Raw genomic sequence first — 21,280 nt, forward strand, 5'->3', positions numbered from 1 at the left:
TAGTGATGCGTAAAATACGCCGAATAGTACGTAACTGGTGGTTACGCATATCGGACCTCCTTTGTGTTTCGGACAAAGGGATCACTCACAGCGGATCTGGCGAGAGCAAAGATCCGCTGTTGTCTCGGGCTCCTGCCCTCAACCCCTTTCGGGGCTGACGCGAAAAAATACCATCCTGGTATTTTTTTGCATTTTTAAGGCCTAGTTTTTCGGCTGATTTATTTCTTAAATTCTTCCGGCGTGTCGATTTGTTTGAATGGATGAGCTTTTTGGAAAGCTTCCAGTTTGTTGCAGTTTTCGCTGATCTTTACGAGTGTTGGATACGGCGACAAATCCACTTTAAATCGTTGGCATGTCACAAGTTGTGGGATCAAAAAAAGATCCGCCATTGTGACTTGGTTGCCGAAACTGTAAGTGCCCGCAAATTCTTTAAGTGTTGATTCAAGAGTCTGTAATCCTTGAGTCGCCCAGTGCTTAAACCACTCTTCTTTTTGTTCTTGAGTGTAACCATGATGTTGTTCCATGTACTTAAGCGTTTTTAAATTCCCCATTGGGTGCATAAAGGAATTAATCACCTCACACACTTGGCGAATGCGCGCTTTAAGATAAGCATCTTTAGGGAAAAGGGCTGGTTCGGGAAAAACTTCGTCGAGGTATTCCATGATCGCAAAAGATTCGGGAATCACTTTGCCGTTATGAACGAGTGTAGGAACTCCTCCCAAGGGATTGATCTTTAAATATTCTGGAGAGCGCTGTTCAGACTTTAAAAGGTTGATAGGCTTATATTCAAAATCGAGACCTTTCATGTGCATTGCCAGACGGACTCGGTAAGAAGTGGAACTTCGAAAATAGTTGTAAAGTACCATACTGCCCATATACGCTCCTATAGAGATGGCTCATTATTTCACTTGTGTTTGCTCAGTCAAAGGACTTTTCAGTGCCGAATAGATTTATCTTTTCGCTGCGTTTTTCAACGAAGGTGTTTATCAAGCTTGGAATCTTAGCGTTGGCGATGATTCTGTTTATGACGCTTTTCCGACTGAATTTGTATTTCTTGTCTGTCTTTCATGCGACCCCCGATGCTGTCTTTACTGAGATTGCACAGTCTTTTATCGCGGGTTTTCGTTTTGACCTTTTGATTTTTGGATTTCTTTTTATTCCACTTTATTTTGTCGTGATCTTTCAGGCTTTTACTGAAAGATGGCCACGTTCGATGTTTGCCGCGTACAAGGTTTACTTTGTTGGCGTGTGGTTTCTTATTTGCTCTTTGACGTTTATCGATTACTTTCATTTCGCGCGTCACGGTGTTCGCATGCGCTTTAATGATTACATGGCGTGGACCCCGGATGTTTTGTTTGAGCAAGCTCGCGGGTTGCAACAAAACCAAGTGTGGATTTTCTGTATTATCACAGTGATGCTTTTCAGCTTGGGCTACATGCTGACGAAAAGTATTAAGTTCGGAGAATGGAAGGACGAATACTCTCCGCTTCCTGGTTCAAAGCTTGAAACAGTATTACGCATTTTGCTTCCATTGATCGTTATTGTTTTGGCCGCTCGTGGTACAGTCGAACCGCATCATTTGGCTTTGGAGCACAGCGAAGTTTCGACAATAAAGGCTATAAACGAGATGGCTCTTAATGCTGTGTGGTGCTTTGATAAATAAAATAAAATGTGGGACTATTTCGGCGGCTGGTGCCGCAGGATGCGGAGCGAGCTTGGCTCGCGGAACTGGACTTAAGAGTATATAAGGAGTGTAGAATGAAAAAGTTAGCTCTAGCATTAGTAGCTGCTGTGGGAATGATGTCTTCTGCTGCTTTGGCAGATATCGATTACGGTTTGGAAGTAGGAATTCGTCAACAATCTGGTGATGTGGATGGCGCTTCTACAAAATCTCAAATGGGTATGCAGTTTGGTGCGACAGCGCACTTCCCAATTTCAGGAGCTTGGCATTTAAGAACTGGAATGCTTTATACGCAAAGACCTTTGACTGTCGAGGGTGTAACAGACAACAAAATCACAATGAACTACCTCGATATTCCTGTGGCTGTAATGTACAAGTTTGAAGAATACGCAGGTGTTTTTGCCGGCGTCTCTTTGGGTTTGAATCTTGATAAAAACGCAGACATTGGAACAGTGAACGACGTGAAGTCTCCATTGATTCCTCTTTTGATCGGTGCGAGCTTCAAATTCGCTCCAAACTTGGGCGCGACTTTGTACTATGAAAGCGCTAGCGGTGAAGCAGCGGAAGGTTTGAAAAACTACCGTGCTGTCGGCGCCAACTTGATGATCACTTTTGACTAAGGATAAGACGTGAAACTAGGTTCTTTAAAATCCCCGCAAAGTTTAGACGGGGAGCTTTGTGTGATCAGCCGTGATTTAAAAACGGCTGTCAAAGCGACGCACATTTCAGCAAATTTGCGTGAGGCTTTGGAGCATTGGAAAGAAAAAGAAGCTTCTTTGCAAAAGCTCTACACAGATCTGAATGAAGGAAAAGCGGCGAATGCTTTTCCTGTCGATGAAAAAAACTTCCACTCGGCACTTCCACGCACTTGGCTCTTTGCTGATGGTTCCGCTTTCATCTATCACATCAAACTTGTGCGCATGGCTCGTAAAGCTCCACTTCCAGAAACTTTGGAAACTGTGCCTTTGATGTATCAAGGGGAGTGCGGTCAATTCCTTGCACCAACGGAAGATATTCCGCAAAGGGATTTCTCTCACGGAACAGACTTCGAAGGTGAAGTGGCTGTTGTGACCGATTTTGTTCCGATGGGTGTGACTCCAGAGGAAGCTCTTAAGTACATTCGTTTGTTCGTGCTTATCAATGACGTCTCTTTGCGCGGTTTGATTCCTGAAGAATTAGCGCAAGGATTTGGTTTCTTCCAAAGTAAGCCGGCTTCGGCCCTTTCGCCATTTGCAGTTACTGCAGATGAGTTGGGTGAGGCTTGGAAGGGCGGACGTATTCACTTACCACTAGAAGTGAATTACAACGGCCAATTTTTTGGTAAAGCCAATGCAGGTGCGATGCACTTTCACTTTGGACAGTTGATTGCTCATGCAGCAAAGACAAGAAATTTAGCAGCGGGCTCTGTGATTGGAAGTGGAACTGTTTCCAATGAAAGTCATGACAAGGGTTCAAGCTGCTTAGCTGAAAAACGTATGATCGAACAAATTGAAACGGGATCGATCAAGACACCGTTTATGAAGTCCGGTGATACGGTAGAAATGCAAATGCTCAATGAAAAAGGACAGAGCATTTTCGGAAAGATCTCTCAAAAAGTAAAAGCCGTTTAAAAAAGGAAAAAGGTACCTGGTACCTTTTTCCTTTTTCTTTTCTATAAAGCTTCGATCACTCCGCAAGCCGCGCGAGGACCGGAGTTTCCGGCTGGCTGTGATTTCAAATCATCTTTGTCATTGTGGATGATAATGGCTTTTCCCAAGATACTGTGAGGTCCTGGTTTTACTGTAAGACCATCGACAATAATTATGGCGTTGGCTTTGCCTTTTGTGTCGGCCATAAGATTTCCGAGGTCGCCAGCATGACGTTTTTTAGCGTCTTTAGAATCTAAAGCACCGTGGTTGCCATGGCCCGGGTTAAAGTGTCCGCCTGCAGAAGAGAAGTCTGCTTTAGAACAATCACCCACTTCGTGAATGTGAAAACCGTGAGGTCCCGGCTTCAGACCTTCCACCATCGTTTCAATTTTTACGGCGTCGCCGTCTTCGCTAAAGTGCACAAGGCCCTTTACCTTCGAGTTGATGGAAGGCTTAAGAACAGCTTGAGCTTTTGTCGCGGCAACAGGAGTTGCTGTAGGTGTCGTAGTTGTTTGAGAAGGTGCTGTACCATTTTCTGATTTTTTATGGAACTGAGCACACGCACTCAAAGCCACTGTGACAAAGGTGGCAAGAATCAGATTCTTCATGAAATCTCTCCTTTTAGTAATATGGGAGTAGTTTACTCCTCTTCAGGAAGAAGTCATTACCGATTCGAAAGATAAGTCAGAAGTCCTACAACAAGGAAGGTTGTCAGATAGAAAAATAACACGGCTCGACCCAGACGGATTTTTGGGGCAAGCAGTGCGCGTGTTTGTAACGTCGTCATAATGCCCTCCTTAATATGTCAATTATCTCACAAGTAGCCAGAACCGAACCAATAGATAATATCTAAGTGACATATAGATAAAATCACTGGAGGAACCTATGAACATGAACTCGACAAGAACGGTGCAGACGTTGTCGAAAACTCTTTCCGAAGAATACGTTTTGATGCTGAAGACACAAAACTTTCATTGGAATGTGGAAGGACCCTTGTTCTTTTCTTTACACAATTTGTTTGAATCTCAATACAAGAGTCTAGGAGAGAATGCTGATGCCGTGGCAGAAACCATTCGTGCCTACGGAGCTAAAGCCCCGGGGAGTTTTCGTGATTTTTTAAAGACCGCTCTGATTGATGAAGCGCCATCTGACGTTATTACCGCTCATCAAATGATTGAAATTTTAAATAAAGATCATTTGGCCATGGCCGCACGTCTTAAAGAGCACCATGAAGAAGCTGAGAAGTCAGGCGACACACATGCCGTTGTTGTCTATGAAGATCTGATTTCTTTTCATGAGAAAGCCGCGTGGATGATTCGTAGCCATAGGGCATAAACAGATGACACACAAGTGATTCGCCGAGGAAGCTTGAAGAGACAAGGAGTTCCCATGTTAAGCTTCCTCTTTTCTTTTTTGTTTTCGGTTTCTTTTGCTCAAGAAAAAGTGCAGGTAAAAACCGTCACTCCTCAGGGTTTTGTGAAATCAGTCAGCCAAGTTCGCATTGAGTTTTCACAACCCATGGTTCGCTTTGGTGACATTAAGCTGGAGGCTCCTGCAACAAGTGAGTGTTTTAAGAACGGACAGGGCCGTTGGATCGACACGCGCAATTGGGTGTATGACTTCAATGAAGCTCTCCCTGGAGGAGCGGCGTGTACGATTTCGGTGATGGGGAAAGTTTACGGATTTAATACGGGTGGCCCGCATATTAAAGAAACCTTCCCGCTTCGCTATCGTCCGATTGATCCAGAGCAAAGCTTTGTGCTTTTTGTAGATTCTCCGGTGAAAAAAGAATCTATCAATGACAGTGTTTACTTTGTTGTTGAAGGCCTGGGCGATCGTATTCCTGCAAAAGCTTTTGGAGACAGCGAAGCAAAGAAAATCAAAGAGGCGGCTCAACAAGAGTACATCTACGAAAAAGACAGCTTTAAAGGAGATTACGTTGTCGTAAAAGCAGACCGCGCTTTTGCTCCTGGTTCTCGTGTGAGTCTTGTGTGGTCCAAAAAAGTTCAGTCAACATCGGGTGCCTCTTCAAAAGAAGATGAAGTGATCGAGTTCACAGTAGCGGAAGCTTTCAAGGCAGAGTTTAGCTGCGAACGTGAAGCGCCGGAAAAGCCTTGTATCCCGCTGTTGCCGATGCGTTTGTCGTTCTCTAGTCCCATCTCTGTCAAAGATGCCAAAGCTATTTACCTGGAAGACGCCGGTAAAAAGAAAATCCCTGTGACAAATATGGATGGCGAATCTTCTTTAAAAGAACGAATCAGCTATTTGGAATTTAAAGGTCCTTTTGCGCAGAACGGAATTTATAAGTTGATGATCCCGTCAGATATTAAGGATGAAGAGGGACGTGGGCTTTCAAATAAGTCCCAGTTTCCTCTGACAATTAAAACTGGAGAGAACCCTTCACTTTTAAAATTCGCAGCGAACTTTGGGATTGTTGAAGCAGGGCCTGAAGCCGCGATGGCTGTGACTTTGCGTCGTGTGGAAAAAAATATCCAGACTAAATTTTTTGGTTGGTCCGGAAAAATTGAAGCAAATAATTTTAAGGAAATTCTGAAAAATCTAAACGAGATCAATCGCAACCCGACGGGAGACACTCGTTTAAGCACTTGGAAAAACTTGCCAGTGCAAAAGATGCAGGTGCAAAAGCCTAATAAAGCTGCAGAGACAGAAGTCGTAGGTATTCCTCTTAAAAAATCAGGATTCTATATTGTTGAGATGGAAAGTCCTCTTTTAGGACAAAGCCTTCTGGATAAAAAAGCTCCCTTCTTTGTTCGTTCTGCTGCTTTAGTGACGGATATGGCCGTGCATGTGAAGTACAGCAATAACGAAGCTTGGGTGTGGGTGACAGAACTTAAAAGTGCGAAGGTTGTTCCTGGTGCTGCAGTAAAAATCTATGACGTCACCGGTAATGTGGTAGCGCAAGCGACGACCGATGCCAAAGGTCTTGCTTATATTCAGTTCAAAAAATCTTTGATGGATTGGCCACGCAATAATGAAGGTTCATTCTATGATGGCTTTTTCGCCGTTGCGGAAAAAGGAGATGACTTTAGCTTTACTCACTCATCGTGGGATAAAGGTATCGAGTCATGGCGTTATCAATTGGGAATGAGTGATTCTTCATCTTCTTTGATGGGTCATGCGATTTTAGATCGCACTTTGTTAAAGCCTGAAGAAACTCTTTCTGCGAAAATCGTTTTGAGAAAGGTTCAAAGCAAGGGCCTAGGATTGCCTTCCGACAAAGAATGGCCAACAACTTTAAATCTGTCTCATGATTCGGGCTTACAATCGTTTAAGCTGCCTTTGCAGTGGGATAAGAAAAAAGGCGTGGCTCTTTTGAAATGGAGTTCACCGGCGGGAGTGAAGATGGGGCGCTGGACGCTAACGCTTGAAAAGCAGACGCCAGCTTTGTCCCTTTCCGTCGGAGAATTTGCAATCGAAAGTTTCCGTGTTCCTCTGATTCAAGTACGTTTGCAAAGTGCGACACCGTCATTTGTTTTAGAAAAAAATATTCCGATCCAAGTCAGTGGTACTTATTTCTCGGGCGGACCGACGGTGGATCTTCCAATGAAAATGCGTTGGAGTGTTGAGCCAAGTTATTTCAACCCTGAAGACGACGACTTCCAGGATTTTACTTTTGCCAATGGCGGAGTGAAGGAGGGCCTTTTCCGTTCTGGGGAAGATGAGGGGGCACGTCACATTCCACAAAGTGGAGTTGAGAATTTTCAACTTAATAAGCAAGGCGCTTATCAAGTGGATGTTAAAAATCTTAAATACGGAGCAGGGCCGGAAAAACTTCGTACCGAAGCTGAATACAAAGATCCTAATGGTGAAATTCAAAGTGTGATTCGTTCATTTACAATGTGGCCTTCATCAGTTGTTTTGGGAATTAAGGCGAAATCATGGTGGGCCACTCCGAATCTTGTTGAGTTTGATGTCGTGGCTTTGGATCTTCTGCAAAAGCCTTTAAAAGGTCAGAAAGTGACAGTTGATCTTTATACCAGCCGTTATTACTCACATCGCAAACGCTTAGTCGGTGGTTTTTATGCTTACGAAGACTTCCGCGAATATAAAAAAATCGGAGAGCTTTGCAGTGGTGAAACGAACTCGAAGGGTGTCTTTAACTGCGCTGGAAAATCCAAGGTCAGCGGGTCCGTTCTTGCGGTTGTGACGACGAAAGATTCTCAAGGAAGGCAGAGCATTGCCAATGTGAATCAGTGGATTGTGAAGCCGGGAGAAACTCAGTGGTTTGGATCTGAAGACAATGACCGGGCCGATTTAATTCCATTCAAAAAAACTTACGAGCCTGGAGAGGTTGCAGAGTTTCAATTGCGCACGCCCTTCCCAGAAGCGAAAGTCTTGGTCACTGTAGAAAGAGACACTGTTCTTTACTCTGAGGTGATTGATGTCAAAGGGGACCGTCCAGTCGTTCGTGTACCGATTAAAAAAGAGTATGCACCCAATGTCGTTGTTTCTGCTTTTGCAATCCGTGGACGATTAAACGATCCAAAACCCACGGCCCTTGTCGATCTTGGAAAACCTGCATTCAAACTTGGTATGACCAATATCAAGGTCGGCTGGAAAGAAAATACTTTAAAAGTCACCGTGAACACGGATCGCAAGACTTATAAGGCGCGTGAAAAGTCTCTTGTCACTGTCAGTGTGAAGGATGCCAGTGGTAAACCCGCTGCAAAAGGTGAAGTCGCCTTGGTGGCCGTGGACGAAGGACTGCTTGAACTTCGTGATAATCACTCTTGGGATATTCTCAGTGCCATGATGCGCATGCGTCCTCACACATTGTCTATGGCGACGGCTCAATCTTTGGTGATCGGTAAAAGACACTTTGGTTTAAAAGCAGTTCCTATCGGTGGTGACGGTGGCGGAGCCCTTCGCCGTGAACTCTTTGATACGTTGTTGTATTGGAATCCCTCAGTGACTCTCAATGCTCAAGGTCAGGCCAAAGTTGAAATTCCTCTGAATGATTCAACAACAAGTTTTAGAATTGTGGCTGTGGCTCTTCAGGGTGCCGATCAATTCGGTACAGGATGGACTTCTATTCAGTCGTCCCAAGATTTGATGATCTTGCCGGGGCTTTCTGGCGTTACACGTGAAGGTGATGATTTCCTTGCGGGCTTCACGATCCGCAACGCTTCTAAAGAAGTGCAAAACTTGGATTTGAGTTTGAATGTGACTCCAAGAATGGAAGGTCTCACAGTTCAAAAAATGCGCTTAAATCCAGGAGAAGCTAAGGAAGTTCATTGGAAAATTCGTGCGCCTCAAGCGGGTTCGCTCGAATACGTGATAACGGCGAAAAATGAGAAGGGTAAAACTTTGGATGAAATTAAAAAAGCCCAAAAAGTTTTACCAGTGCGTGTTGCACGCATTTATCAGAGTGAATGGGGTGCTTGGCCTGAGTTTAGTAAACTCGCTTTACAACAGCCTGCAGGCGCAGAAGTAAATAAAAGCTCCGTTGTTGTTGAACTTTCAGAAGGCTTAGGCGGCTCTCAAGCAGGAATTAAAGAATTTTGGAAAAACTATGAATACACTTGCTTAGAGCAACAGGTCTCAAGAGCTATTTCTTTAAATGATAAGAAGCTGTGGCAAAAGATTGAATCTAAGTTGAACGTTTATTTGGACAGCAATGGTCTTCTTCGCTACTTCCCAAGCTCTTATTCTAAAGGAAGTGTGAATCTAACCGCGTACGTTTTAACAATTGCCCATGAAGCGGGTTTCAAGTTTACGGAAGAAACTGAGAACCGTATGCTCGAAGCTTTAAATTCCTATGCAGAAGGAAAGCTGAAAGAAGAGGTTGAGGTCAGTCGAGCAGATGACACGCTTAAAAAAATTACGGCTTTTGAAGCCTTGTCTCGCTTCCGTCGTCTGAATATCGATCTTTTGACATCCATTGATGAGCAAGGAAATCAGTGGCCGCTGTACACTCTAGTCGAATGGTATCAAATCCACCTGTGGGAAAAGAATATTCCACAAAGAGAAAAGAAAATTGCGGATCTTGAAGCTCTTTTGCGCAGCCGATTTTATTTCTCTGCAAAACGTCTGCAACTTAAGAATGAGGAGCGCGAAAGCATGCCATGGTTGATGCGTGATTCGGAAAGCTCAATCTTAAGACTGATTATGGCAACAATGTCAGAGCCTTCATGGAAATCTGATACGCCACGCCTGTATCAAGGAGTTCTATCTCGTCAAAAAGACGGGGCTTGGTACATGACAACGGATAATGCCTGGGGTTCTCTAACAATGAGAAAATTCCAAGCCGCTTATTCTAAAGAAAAAGTTCAAGGCACATTCCAAGTGAATTTAGGGTCGGAAAAAGCAACGCACGAGTGGTCCAAAGGAAGCTCTGCGGTTTTTGAACTTCCGTGGAAAGAAAAAGAAGCACAAGTTCAGCTCGAACAAAAGGGTGCTGGCAAACCATGGATCACGGTTTCGGCAAAAGCGGCGACTCCTGTGACAAAAGCAACTTTTGCGGGATTTAAAGTAGAAAAAACAGTAAGTCCTGTGGAACAAAAAACTAAAGGTGTGTGGAGTGTCGGAGATGTTGCAAAGATTAAATTAAAAATCACTTCACAGGCTCCGCAGACATGGGTTGTTGTTGAAGATCCGATCCCGGCAGGAGCGACTGTATTGCAAAGTTCTTGGGCGACGACCGTGGAAAGAAAAGAAGAGCTTATCCGCTTCTATTTCTCTTGGTTCACGCCGGATAATCAGGAAATAGAATATACGGTGCGCTTTAATCAAGCGGGTCATTATGTATTACCTGTGACGCGTGTTGAAGCGATGTACAGCCCAGATCTTTTTGCCGAACTTCCAGAAAGTTCATGGACGGTGAAAGAGTGAAGAAAAAAATCTTCATTTGCTCATTAGTAGTTGTTTTGGTGGGAGGCGCTCTTTGTGCGGGCGCTTTCTTCCAGAGCATTCCTGCAATTAAATCGTTTGAGAACGTAAAATCGTCGTACCAAAGTTCTGAATTATTCCTTTTAGACCGAGACGGAAAACCTTTACATCAGTGGCGGCAAAATACCCATGAACGTACTTTTATGTGGAGTGCGCTTAAGGATATTTCTCCGGCAATGCTTTCGGCCGTTTTGAAATCCGAAGATCAGAATTTTTATGAGCACGGTGGCGCCGATAACAAAGCTTTGATTGCAAGCTTATACCAACGCATTTTCAAAAAATCTTCTCGTGGTGGCAGTACGATCACGATGCAGGTGCTTAAGCTTACATCGATGGACAAGAAAGTGTATCAGGGGCTTACGGGGAAGCTCAGACAAATTGTCGCTGCTTTCAAGCTGGAATCACAATGGACGAAAGAGCAAATTCTTGAAGCGTATTTAAATTTAGTCCCTTTCCGAGGTGAATACCGGGGATTGAGCAGTATTTCGTGGACGCTTTTTGATAAAAGACCTCAAGGTTTAACTTTAAAAGAAGCAACACTTCTTTCCGTTTTAATTCGTTCACCGAATGCAAAGCCTGCAGAGTGGGCGCAAAGAGCTTGCTGGCAAGAGCCTTCGTTATGCGCAGAATTTCAAGCTAGCATGACAGAGCTGTCACGAAAATCCACAGCTTCCCTTTCACAGCAGTACGCTTTGCATTTAGCTCAAAAACTCAGCTCAACAGGAGCGCACGGTGAAGTTATCACGAGCTTGCAAAAAGATTTGCAAGTTTATGCTCAGGAAATCATAGCATCGCAGCTTCGCAGTCTTGAAAGTCAAAACGTACACAACGCTGCCGTTCTGGTGATTGAAAATAAAACGGGACAAGTGTGGGCGTACGTCAGCAGCGAGGGAAGTGATAAGAAATCTTCTTATGTCGACGGAACTCAGGCTCTTCGCCAGGCGGGTTCGACGCTGAAGCCATTCCTATATGCAACAGCGTTTGAAAAAAATCTTCTCCATGCGGAATCTTGGATTGAAGATTCGGCGGTGGATATTGTTTTTGATCGGGGAGTTTACAAACCGCAAAATCACGACAGACAGTTTTACGGTTGGGTGAAAGTAAAAACAGCTTTGGCGTCCTCACTCAATGTTCCGGCCGTGAAAGTGTTTAAACTGCTCAATGACGATTCTTTTTGGTCAAAACTTAAAGACATGAACTTTCGTGAGCTTAAAGAGCCTGACCATTATGGACCCGCATTGGCTCTCGGTGTGGCTGACGTGACATTGGAAGATCTCACACAAGCTTATAGAACCTTGGCGCAAAAAGGGATTTATTCTCCTTTGCGTTTTGATTTAAAAACGGACCACACGAACGAGAAAAGAATATTTACCGAAAACAGTGCGAAAGAAGTGGCGCAGATTATTTCACAAAGTGAAAACCGCGCTTTGGGATTTGGTTTAGATTCTGCCTTGTCGCTACAAGGGGCTTCGGTAAAAACAGGTACAAGCAAAGACATGCGTGACAACTGGTGTGTAGGTTTTAATTCACGCTTCACCGTCGGCGTTTGGGTGGGCAATTTCTCAGGGGAGCCAATGTGGAACGTGATGGGTATTAGCGGTGCAGCGCCCATTTGGAAAAAAGTGATGGAGTGGCTTTATGAGAAATATCCGGACACAGAAGTTTCACTTGCTCCGGTTGCGCAAAATAAAACAAATAAAGCACCTCAAGTGTATCCAAATGCTCGTATCGTTTATCCACAAGATGGCATGGTACTCGCTTTAGATCCGGCCATTCCGTCTGTGAATCAAAAGATGCCCCTTTTGGTGGAAGGTCCCAAAGCGCACACGCTTCACTGGAAAATTGATGGCAACAGAAAAGTATCGGCCCATCAAGCGTATTTGTGGACGCCTTCGCTTGGAAAACACACCTTTGAGCTCTATCAAGACAATGAGCTCAAAGGATCTGTTCAAGTTTTAGTGAAATAAATTAGATATCGTAGTGGAAAACAACGGGAAGTTGCAGCTCTGGGTGAAGGCTTAGCTTCACAGGGCAATTTAAAGCAATCGTCTCAAGTTTTTTGCGATAATCATGGGGCACACTTTGCGGAAGATGCAAAGTCACTGTGAGTTTGGCAATGCGACGGGGACTTGCGTGCATTTCTTTTTCAACACTCACACGGGAACCTTTAAGCTCAACACCATCTTTATCTGCAGCGATCGACATAACTGTGAGCATGCAGCTTCCAGTCGCAGCACCAACCAGATCCGTGGGGGAGAAGAGTTCGCCTTTTCCATTGTTATCTTTGGGGGCGTCGGTTCCGATATGGGCACCTGAAGGTTCATGCGTGATTTCGCAGTGTTTTTGGCCTTGATAAACGGCGGACATTTTAACCATTGAAAGCTCCTAATTCGAGGACGATGACATCTCTTCGATGATTTTGCGCAAGCGCATCTCAGAAGATTTAGACATGTCCGTGTAGATCTTGCGAAGGTGGCTGGAGCGGACCGGATCGTTTTTCGAAGCTTTCATTTCGCGGCCGAATTTCAAAGCGGCACAAACACTTTCGATAACCAATTTTCTTTTTGAATCTTTGGTAATAAAATCAAAAGCGCCCAATGAAAGAGCTTCGAGAGCGCGGGAGTGATCACCATGAGCTGTCAAAACCACGAACGGTGTCATCTGCCCCAAAGAACGAACATAAGCTAAAAATTTAAGTCCGTTCATTTGCGGCATTTCGATATCGGAAAGAATGGTATCGAACTCTTGAGATTTCACGTATTGCAAAGCTGCGGCTCCGTTTTCAGCTTCAACAATCTCGTCGACGAATTCCTTTAAGAAGTGCTTAAGGAGCTCACGAATATCGGCGTCGTCTTCAACAATCAGTAGACGGCTCTTTTCTTCTGTGCCCATGAAGTCCTCCTATAATGAGTAGCGATTGATCACTCCTAACAACGTATCCTTTTTGAAAGGTTTGGCGATATGATCGTCACAACCCGCACGCAAGGATTTTTGTCGGTCCTCAGAAAGGGCGTGAGCAGTTAGTGCGATGATCGGAGTGTGTTGTTTGTGGTTTTCATCTTCCCACTTACGAATCTTATCCGTCGCCGCGTACCCATCCATTTCTGGCATTTGCACGTCCATAAAGACGATATCAAACTGCCCTGACTTTATCTTATCTAAAGCTTCAAGTCCATTCTCAGCTTCAATAATTTCATAAGGACCGTTTTTGAGGTAGTGCGTGAAAAGAGTGCGATTGTCTTCCGTGTCATCGGCAATCAAGATGCGAATTTTCTTATTGGGATCCCGATGTCTGTAGGGAAGAAAATCCATTTCTCCCCCATGCAGGTGAAGAGGTTTGTGAGTGACAGGGTTGTAGACCTGTTCGCGATAAGGAATGGTAAAAAAGAACGTCGTTCCCATGTTTTCTCGACTCTTAAACCAAATTTGTCCTCCCATAAGCTCAACAAGACTCTTGGAAATGGCAAGTCCCAGTCCTGTTCCGCCATAGCGCCGAGTGATGGAACTATCGGCCTGCGAGAATTTTTGGAAAATCAGATGCTGCTTGTTCGAGGGAATTCCGACGCCAGAGTCGCTCACACTCACCATGAGTGTGTCCTTTTTTGACGGATTTTTACTCACGGAAACTCTGATGTAGCCCGTTTCGGTGAATTTTAAAGAGTTGCTGACAAGATTGATTAAAACTTGTCTTAACTTATTTGGATCGCCCATAAGATATGGAGAAATTCCCGGGGTCATTTCGAAGGAATAGTTAATCCCTTTTTCCAAAGCGCGAGGCTTCATCATTTCTTCGACATCAATCATCAGTTTCTTCAGATCAAAAGGAATATTTTCGATAGAAACTTCGCCGGCCTCAATTTTCGAAAGATCCAAAATATCATTGATAAGGGCCATTAAAACTTCGCCAGCTTTGCAGAAGATCGTGACGTAATATTGTTGGTCCTGATTTAGCTTTGTTTCTTTTAAAAGTTCTGCCATTCCCATGATGGCATTCATGGGTGTGCGGATTTCGTGGCTCATGCGTGCAAGAAATTCGGATTTGGCCTGTGAGGATTTCAAGGCATCATTTTTAGCAGCAATCAAAGATTGCTCTACGCGGCGAAGTTCTGTGATGTCTTGGGTTGTACCATACATAAATAACGGATTTCCATAGTCATCATATTCGGTGCGACCTTGCGCGCGCACCCAGATGATGTCTCCGGTGTCTTTCTTTTTTAAACGGAAATCTAAGTTAAAAGGCTGGATATTTTGGTGAGCCTCATGAAGGGCGTCATCAAAAATCTCAAGGTCCTCAGAAAGTATCAGGGATCGAAACAGTTCAAAGGTGGGAAGAGTTGTGGCCGGATCCAGTCCCAATATGTGAAACTCCTCTTCAGACCAAAGACATTTTCCCGTGGAAATATCCCAGCGGAAAGAGCCGGTTTTTGAAAGAGACTGCGACTCTTTCAAAAGTTCTTCTTTGAGTTTGAGTTCCTTTTCGATCTCTTTTTTCCAGCGAATATCCCGTCCCACGACAACTAAAGTGGGATGAGAGTTCTTGGAATTTTTTAAAGGAGCCCAGGAAAGATCCAGAGGAATTTTTTCTCCGGAAATTTTCTTAAGTGTGCCCTCCATCGAAAGGGCCTGCGTGCTTTCGCTATGGTTTTCTAACGATGAAAGAATTTGTGAGTAGTCCGTATCGATCCACATCTGCAAATCCGTGCCTTTGAGAGAAGCAGCGGCAAGACCTAACATCTCGGAGGCCGCAGGATTAAGGTCACGAATCTGAATGTGAACTTTATCTTCAACGGAGTGGCTGATTTCAACAACAAAGAATGCTTCGTGAATGGATTGCACCGTGTTCTCTAAAAAATCTTTTTGTGTCTTGATTTCTGAAAGTTGACGGGAAACTTCGTGAAAATGGTCCGACAGGTTTTTGAATTCACCTCTTTGCTCCGGAAGCTTTTCAGAAAAATCCAATGAAGCTAATTTTTGAAGACCTTGATTTAAAGACTGCAAGGGTTGAAACATACGGCGTGAGAAAATGTATGCCGACGCCAAGGCCAGCGCACCAATAACCAAAATAAAAAGAACCAAAGGAAGAATCTTATTTGTTAAGGGAACCAGGGCTTCTTGAGCGCTGACTTTTGCAATAATGATCCATTCCGTGTTTCCTGGGAGAACCGCTTTGCCGACGGATTGCACGGCTTTGTTCCCAGCATAGTCCGTTGTCGTTTCAATGATATCATGATTTTGTAAATAATTTTTTAAATCATCTTGGGGAAGTCCAATGCTTAAAGCTGTGGAGTGACTGCGACGGACAAGTTCAGCGTTGTTTACTGAAGATTCGTGCTTTTGATAACTGCTAAGAAACTTATCGGGACTTTCAAAGAAAGCTCGGGCATTGTTGCGCATCAATCCGTCGCTTCCAAATGCAACAACCTCGCCGGTTTTTCTTAACCCTAAACTTTCCCAATCGTGTTGGTTGCTCAAAATGTCGTCGACACGTTCAATGGGAATTTGAAACACCAGAGTGCCAATATAACTGGATTGAGAAAAAAGCGGAGTTACCAGAAATCCGACGGGCAAACTCCAAAAATGTGTCAGCGGAGAAAAATCAAAAAACTTAGTGGCTCCTTGTGAAGCATTCATTGACCAGCGAAATGCTTGTGCCAGACGTGAGTTTGCAAAAGTGCCCGAGAGCAGATTTGCTCCCATATCCAATTCTTTTTTGACCGTATAAACGACGTTTCCCTGAGGATCTATCAGAATCACATCACTGAGTTCCAATCGGTTCCACAGTGACGTCATAGAGGGATGAAGAAGTTCATGACTTTTAAAGTAAGATAGAGAACGGTTTGAAGATTTAATAACTTCGTGAGGCATTTTATTCTGAGCGACAGCTTCCTGAATAAAATGAGCTTGAAGAAAAACTGCGCTTGGCGACATTTGTCCGAGAACTCTTGAAAGTTCTGAAACTTCGGGATTGCTGTTGGCGCGAATAATGATGGATCGCCAGGCACCTTCGCTTCCATGACTGCGCAGCCAGGAGCGAATTTGCTCCTGATCTCGGGCTGAGTGTTGGAAAAACTCTATCAGAGATTTTTTTTCCGCCGTCGTAAGAAGAGAATCATTTAAATAAGAAAAATCTTTTTGCAGCTCTTTGGTTTTAAACTGTCGGATTTGAACCAATTTTTCTTGGGTGCCTTCCAATAACGAAGAAACACCCATTTGATAACCAACGATTCCCGCCACCAGCAGTGTACCTAAAACAAGGGACGCGGTAAAAAGGAAAAGGCGGCTCCGATGAGTCATAAACTCCTGTTACATAGATACGTAATGAATCTCAACGTTCAGAAAGTGTATTCTCATTTGCTTTACTAAATCCTTCAGTGGAGTTGCATCGTTCGCTTTCGCCGCTTTTTCCATTTGCGCCGCTAAATTACTTAACTCGTTAAAACCATAGCCCGCTGCTGCTCCTTTGATTTTGTGAGCAAGCTGTGCAATGGCGACGAGATCATTCTTTTCCACAAGCTGCTCTAGAGACTCGATATCTTTTTTTCGATTCTCAACAAATTGTGGAATCAGATCCTGCAAATCAGCATCTATTTCGACCTTCACTTTTGGCATTTCCATGGACTCCTTATGCTCGATAAACCCTCACGTATACAAAGTATTTTAGTTTAGAAGAGTGTTTATTGCATACATTTAATAACAAGAGTAAATTCAAGAACATATATTCCAGGAGAAAGTCTTGTGGTGAAGAAAATACTCATCATCATGTCCTCGTGTTTCTTGTTGTCGTGCACCACGGAGAAGCAACTCGGGAACAAAGAAAATCCGATCCATTTCGCTCTTGTGCCTGGCCAAGATAGCGCTGTCTTGATGGAGAATGGAAAGATTTTAGAGCAGTGGATTTTCCAGCAGACGGGCCTTTACATCAAAGTGCAAGTGCCCGTGAGTTTCGTTGCGGTTGTTGAGGCCCTGGGGTCCCAACGAGTGGACGGCGCGATTATGAATACATTTGGTTATATCTTGGCTCATGATAAATATGGGGCGCGTGCTCGACTCATGGGTGTGAATTTGGGAGTTTCTGAATATCGCGGGCAGATCATCACAAAGAATCCTAAAATTAAAACCCTGCAAGATCTGAACGGAAAAAAATTCGCGTTTGTCGACCCTGCATCCACATCGGGATATATTCTCGCGGCAAAAATGCTTAAGGATGAAAGCGTGAAACTGGGTGAAGTGATTTTTGCGGGAAAGCATGACAGCGTCGTAACCATGGTCTACCAGGGACGAGTCGATGCAGGGGCCACTTATTACACGCCGGATGAAAACGGTGAGCCTCAGGATGCTCGTCTTCTTGTTAAAGCCCAGTATCCTGACGTTTTTGAAAAAATACGAATCCTAAAAACAACCGATCCTATTCCCAGTGAGCCGGTGGTTTTTAGAAGGGATTTTCCTAAAGAGTTGGAAGAGAAAATTATCGCTGCTTTGAAATCTTTCTCTTCAACTCCCGAGGGAGCCAAAGCGCTTAAAAAACTTTATCATCTGACGGGTTTTAAGGACTGCACGGACAAAGACTATGATCGAGTTCGCAAGATCCTTCTAGATCTCGGAAAAAAGGTCCAGGATCTGGTTAAATAGTGTCTTTAAATGGGCCTGGCACGGCGGTCCTTGATAAATTCATCAGTTTCATGTTTAATACATTTATGCGCCATGCAACGTCTAAAAATCCTATTCTGAGATTTTGTTGCAGCAGAAAATTTCTGCTGAAGGCCGCTTAGTTTCTTTTTTTATTCCTAAAATTTTAAATCTCATTACACACCATCTCTCTTAAGGAGGATTGTATGACCACAGAAAATCGCATTTTTATCACAGATCAAGATTATCACCGTTTAACTGCTTTAGTTTCTCAAGTGGAAGGTCAGTGGGCAGAAGCTTTAGAAGAAGAGCTAAGTCGTGCCAATGTGATTTCGCAAAAGGAAATTCCTCGCGACATTGTGACGATGAATTCTCGCGTGAAGTTTTTAGACGAATCCACAGGAACAGAAAGCGAAATGACATTGGTGTATCCGCAGGACGCTAAGCTGGAAGAAGGACGTATTTCTATTTTGGCTCCGGTGGGTATCGCTTTGTTGGGATTGAGTGCCGGTCAATCTATCAATTGGAAAATGCCTAATGGTGCGACGAAAAAACTTAAAGTGCAGGAGGTTGTTTATCAGCCGGAAGCATCTGGACAGTTTGAGCTTTAATCACGCAATTCAACGCAAATGAGCCCACGGCGTTCGGAATTTTTATTATAAGTCGCGTGGAACTCTCTGGAGCCTTGGCTATAAGAGAGTTGCGCGTCGACGCGAAGAGTGGGCGAATACCACAATTGCACGTAGGTTTGATTGTCTAAAAGCGGAATCTGATAAACTTTTGTCGGAGTGCTTTCGGTGACAATAAAATTCTGAATCAAATCGACTTTTCCTAATTCCCTATTGGCGGCCGTATCGAAATATTTCTTCATACGGATTGAAGAAAATCCGTGAGGATCCTCTTCAAAGCGACACGTGTACACCGAGCTTTCGTCAGCCAGAGCTGTCGCACTCAATAATGAAACAACAAAGAAGAAATGCATGAAGAATCTCATACATTTCTTATCGAATTTCGCCCGAAGGACTTAACGACGGGACGCTGGTCTATAGACTAGAAAGTAAAGACAGTTCTACTTTAACGCCGTATTGACGCCTTTAAGGCAAGCGACTTCTACTTTGAGCGGATCAATGAACAAAAGAACATTGTGCGGATTGTGTCCTAATGAAACAAGCTCAATGCATTTGTCGATAAGGTCATTCACTTTCTCAGCATAAGCCGTTTTGCATTCGGCGTCCGTCGGATTTGGATTTCCAGGAATAACTTCTTTGCAAATACGCCAATTGCCTGTGCGAATTTCTTCCGCACGGTTTTTAATCGAGCCGCGTAAAGCACCTTGTTGCTTTTCTAAATTGCACATCTGCTTCGCGTAAGGTCTAAGTTGATCATCCGTCCAATCAGCAACTTCACGCAGCTTTGGAATGTAGACCGTGTCGATCACCGTTTTCGAACATGTAAGCAAAGGTTGTACTTCTTTTGCGTGCGTTGTTGGCAGAAAGCTTAAGAGAGTAAAAAAGCTCAAAACGATTGCTGTGGTTTTCATGGAGTCTCCTTAGTGAAGGCCAATGTAGATGCGAGCGAAGAGCGGGACAAGAGGACTTGAGATTATACATTTTTGCGAGTTATGTTATTTTGCAGGAATGCATTTTGACTCTTACTTCCGCGCGCTTCATGCTCACAGATGAGGTGAACTATGCGCGTGATTGATATGAAAAATCCTGGTGACCCTGAAGTTCTTTATGTTCGTGAGCGTCCTCGCCCTGAACCGGCAGCCCATGACGTATTAATCGAAGTGCATGCGGCAGGTATCAATCGTCCTGACTGTGCTCAACGGCAGGGAACTTATCCTCCGCCTCCAGGAGCTTCTGATATTTTAGGTTTGGAAGTTGCGGGAACAGTTGTTACTTGTGGATCTCAAGTTTCCCGTTGGAAAGTCGGGGACCGCGTGTGTGCCCTGATCTCCGGGGGAGGATATGCCGAATATGCTGCGGCTCCTGAAGGCCAGTGTCTGCCGGTTCCGAAAGATTTCGATATGATTCACGCAGCTGCCTTGCCGGAAACTTTTTTTACAGTATGGACGAACGTTTTTGAAAGTGGGCGACTGCAAAAAGGTGAAAGCATCTTAGTTCATGGCGGATCAGGTGGAATAGGCACAACGGCGATCCAAATGGCGCACACTCTAGGAGCAAAAGTTTTTACGACTGTCGGAAAAAAAGAATCTGTGGCTCCTTGTAAAGCTTTGGGTGCTGACCGAGTGATTCTTTATAAAGAAGAAGATTTTGTGACGGCTATTAAAGAAACGACTCAAGGCCGCGGTGTGGACGTGATTCTGGATATGGTTGGCGGAGATTATTTTATCCGCAATATAGAAGCTCTCGCGCCCTTGGGCCGACTGGTGCAGATTGCGACGATAAAAGGAACTCATGTCGAATTGGATTTAAGAAAAATGATGTTTAAGCGTTTAACTTTAACGGGTTCCACATTGCGTGCACGCTCTGTGGAAGAAAAAACGCGTATTGCCCAGGCTCTTGAGAAAAATATCTGGCCGCTTTTAAATCAAGGTCATATGAAGCCTGTGATTTATAAAACATTTCCTCTAGAACAAGCGCGTGAGGCCCACGAGTTAATGGAATCCAGCGCCCACACAGGTAAAATTGTTTTAGTCGTTAAATAGTATCAAAAACACCTTGAGGAGTAACCGCTATAAGTGCTGTAAAGGTTTTAAGCTCTTGCTTGCTCAAAGTGAGTTCTTCACTTTCAGAATCCTGAACGGCTTCATCTAAAACTTTGGAAAGTTTTTTAAGCAGATTTTGATAGGACTCTTGAGAGACCTTCATGGAAACCAGACGATGCAAAGAACTGTCGAATTTACCCGAAAGGGCTCGGTGCAAAGTCAGCTCAGACCATTCCTTGTTAAGAGTGCTAGCTAATTTAGATTTGTCAGACCATTTAAATTTACCGACGTGCTTTGCCCTATACACTCCTTTGCGAGCTGTGAGTAAATTCAACGAAACTAAACGATCCAAAATCTTTTTTAATTCGGCTTTTGTTAGGTGTTGAAGCCTTTCGATTTCGTGAGGCTCATACTTTTCAATCACAATACGCCAGTAGACGGCAAGTAAGCCGCGGTTTTTTAAAAGCGCCTCTTCTTGCTGAGTTGTTAGAATAACTTCAGAAATTGATGTTCTTTCTGAAAGAGAAAAAAGTTGGCCAGGCAAGATTCCTAGACAGTCGCATATCTGTAGAACCCGACGAAAAGAAATGTCTTTGGCGTTGAGCATTTTTTTGACTCCGGACTCTGTCATTTTCAATTGCTCAGCTAGATCCAGATAAGTCACGCCTCGCGCTTTAAGAGCTTTTTTGATAGCAGAAAGGTATTGCGAGTGTTCCATGGTCTTCTCCTGGGTTTCCTAAAAAGTACCCAAATAAGGTACTTTTT

Annotated in this window: 19 protein-coding genes; 9 read left to right on the forward strand and 10 right to left on the reverse strand. The window is 44.0% G+C overall.

Features of this window, described 5'->3' with window-relative positions:
* Nucleotides 1-218: 218 nt before the first annotated feature.
* On the reverse strand, nucleotides 219-875 hold the full coding sequence (maiA, locus tag ACLSSO_RS01315; RefSeq protein ID WP_413943829.1) for a maleylacetoacetate isomerase: 657 nt from the start codon (nucleotides 873-875) through the stop codon (nucleotides 219-221).
* Between the two features lie 62 nt (nucleotides 876-937).
* On the opposite strand from maiA, the gene ACLSSO_RS01320 reads away from it, so the two are divergent.
* From ACLSSO_RS01320 to ACLSSO_RS01330, 3 genes are all read left to right on the forward strand, one after another.
* Complete coding sequence (locus ACLSSO_RS01320; protein ID WP_295898736.1) at nucleotides 938-1,663, forward strand: hypothetical protein; 726 nt, start codon at nucleotides 938-940, stop codon at nucleotides 1,661-1,663.
* A 95-nt stretch (nucleotides 1,664-1,758) separates the two neighbouring features.
* Nucleotides 1,759-2,301 carry an outer membrane beta-barrel protein gene (locus ACLSSO_RS01325; RefSeq protein WP_295898734.1) on the forward strand — a complete coding sequence of 181 codons (543 nt, stop codon included), beginning with the start codon at nucleotides 1,759-1,761 and terminating at the stop codon, nucleotides 2,299-2,301.
* Between the two features lie 9 nt (nucleotides 2,302-2,310).
* Complete coding sequence (locus ACLSSO_RS01330; RefSeq protein WP_295898733.1) at nucleotides 2,311-3,291, forward strand: fumarylacetoacetate hydrolase family protein; 981 nt, start codon at nucleotides 2,311-2,313, stop codon at nucleotides 3,289-3,291.
* Nucleotides 3,292-3,332: 41 nt separating this feature from the next.
* On the opposite strand, the gene ACLSSO_RS01335 is transcribed toward ACLSSO_RS01330, so the two are convergent.
* Together ACLSSO_RS01335 and ACLSSO_RS01340 are read right to left on the reverse strand one after the other, a co-directional pair.
* Nucleotides 3,333-3,917, reverse strand: a complete 585-nt coding sequence (locus ACLSSO_RS01335) for a superoxide dismutase family protein (protein WP_413943830.1) — start codon at nucleotides 3,915-3,917, stop codon at nucleotides 3,333-3,335.
* A gap of 56 nt (nucleotides 3,918-3,973) precedes the next feature.
* A complete protein-coding gene (locus tag ACLSSO_RS01340) occupies nucleotides 3,974-4,096 on the reverse strand; it encodes a hypothetical protein (RefSeq protein ID WP_413943831.1) in 123 nt (40 codons plus the stop codon).
* A 98-nt stretch (nucleotides 4,097-4,194) separates the two neighbouring features.
* Here ACLSSO_RS01340 and ACLSSO_RS01345 point away from each other — a divergent pair, with 98 nt between their 5' ends.
* From ACLSSO_RS01345 to pbpC, 3 genes are read left to right on the forward strand one after another with little or no spacing between them, the layout of a single operon-like run.
* Nucleotides 4,195-4,644, forward strand: coding sequence for a Dps family protein (locus ACLSSO_RS01345; protein ID WP_413943832.1), 450 nt, complete (start codon nucleotides 4,195-4,197; stop codon nucleotides 4,642-4,644).
* Between the two features lie 54 nt (nucleotides 4,645-4,698).
* Nucleotides 4,699-10,161: an alpha-2-macroglobulin family protein gene (locus tag ACLSSO_RS01350; protein WP_413943833.1), complete on the forward strand. Its 5,463-nt coding sequence runs from the start codon at nucleotides 4,699-4,701 to the stop codon at nucleotides 10,159-10,161.
* Entirely contained in the window at nucleotides 10,158-12,185 is a 2,028-nt protein-coding gene (gene pbpC, locus ACLSSO_RS01355; protein WP_413943834.1) for a penicillin-binding protein 1C, read from the forward strand. Before ACLSSO_RS01350 ends, pbpC begins: the two co-directional genes overlap by 4 nt.
* Nucleotide 12,186: 1 nt before the next feature.
* Here the strand turns inward: pbpC and ACLSSO_RS01360 are convergent, their stop codons facing one another.
* From ACLSSO_RS01360 to ACLSSO_RS01375, 4 genes are read right to left on the reverse strand one after another with little or no spacing between them, the layout of a single operon-like run.
* Nucleotides 12,187-12,594 (reverse strand): OsmC family protein, encoded by a 408-nt coding sequence (locus tag ACLSSO_RS01360; RefSeq protein ID WP_295900173.1) that lies wholly within the window; start codon nucleotides 12,592-12,594, stop codon nucleotides 12,187-12,189.
* Nucleotides 12,595-12,603: 9 nt separating this feature from the next.
* Nucleotides 12,604-13,110: a response regulator gene (locus ACLSSO_RS01365; RefSeq protein WP_295900172.1), complete on the reverse strand. Its 507-nt coding sequence runs from the start codon at nucleotides 13,108-13,110 to the stop codon at nucleotides 12,604-12,606.
* A 9-nt stretch (nucleotides 13,111-13,119) separates the two neighbouring features.
* Nucleotides 13,120-16,512 (reverse strand): ATP-binding protein, encoded by a 3,393-nt coding sequence (locus tag ACLSSO_RS01370; protein ID WP_413943835.1) that lies wholly within the window; start codon nucleotides 16,510-16,512, stop codon nucleotides 13,120-13,122.
* 9 nt (nucleotides 16,513-16,521) lie between these two features.
* The gene (locus ACLSSO_RS01375; protein WP_295900170.1) at nucleotides 16,522-16,833 is read right to left on the reverse strand and encodes an Hpt domain-containing protein; all 312 of its coding nucleotides are present in this window, start codon (nucleotides 16,831-16,833) and stop codon (nucleotides 16,522-16,524) included.
* A 120-nt stretch (nucleotides 16,834-16,953) separates the two neighbouring features.
* On the opposite strand from ACLSSO_RS01375, the gene ACLSSO_RS01380 reads away from it, so the two are divergent.
* Nucleotides 16,954-17,847, forward strand: a complete 894-nt coding sequence (locus ACLSSO_RS01380; RefSeq protein ID WP_413943836.1) for a phosphate/phosphite/phosphonate ABC transporter substrate-binding protein — start codon at nucleotides 16,954-16,956, stop codon at nucleotides 17,845-17,847.
* A 203-nt stretch (nucleotides 17,848-18,050) separates the two neighbouring features.
* Nucleotides 18,051-18,455, forward strand: coding sequence for a nucleoside diphosphate kinase regulator (gene rnk / locus ACLSSO_RS01385; RefSeq protein WP_295900168.1), 405 nt, complete (start codon nucleotides 18,051-18,053; stop codon nucleotides 18,453-18,455).
* On the opposite strand, the gene ACLSSO_RS01390 is transcribed toward rnk, so the two are convergent.
* Nucleotides 18,452-18,838, reverse strand: a complete 387-nt coding sequence (locus ACLSSO_RS01390) for a cell wall hydrolase (protein WP_413943837.1) — start codon at nucleotides 18,836-18,838, stop codon at nucleotides 18,452-18,454. The genes rnk and ACLSSO_RS01390 overlap by 4 nt on opposite strands.
* 75 nt (nucleotides 18,839-18,913) lie before the next feature.
* The gene (locus ACLSSO_RS01395; RefSeq protein WP_295900166.1) at nucleotides 18,914-19,384 is read right to left on the reverse strand and encodes a hypothetical protein; all 471 of its coding nucleotides are present in this window, start codon (nucleotides 19,382-19,384) and stop codon (nucleotides 18,914-18,916) included.
* A gap of 150 nt (nucleotides 19,385-19,534) precedes the next feature.
* Here ACLSSO_RS01395 and ACLSSO_RS01400 point away from each other — a divergent pair, with 150 nt between their 5' ends.
* A complete protein-coding gene (locus ACLSSO_RS01400; RefSeq protein ID WP_413943838.1) occupies nucleotides 19,535-20,515 on the forward strand; it encodes an NAD(P)H-quinone oxidoreductase in 981 nt (326 codons plus the stop codon).
* Here ACLSSO_RS01400 and ACLSSO_RS01405 read toward each other — a convergent pair.
* Nucleotides 20,508-21,233 (reverse strand): helix-turn-helix domain-containing protein, encoded by a 726-nt coding sequence (locus tag ACLSSO_RS01405; RefSeq protein WP_295900164.1) that lies wholly within the window; start codon nucleotides 21,231-21,233, stop codon nucleotides 20,508-20,510. The two genes, ACLSSO_RS01400 and ACLSSO_RS01405, sit on opposite strands and share 8 nt — an antisense overlap.
* Nucleotides 21,234-21,280 lie beyond the last annotated feature (47 nt).

This window comes from Bdellovibrio sp. HCB-162 (assembly GCF_047344985.1).
Classification (GTDB): Bacteria; Bdellovibrionota; Bdellovibrionia; order Bdellovibrionales; family Bdellovibrionaceae; genus Bdellovibrio.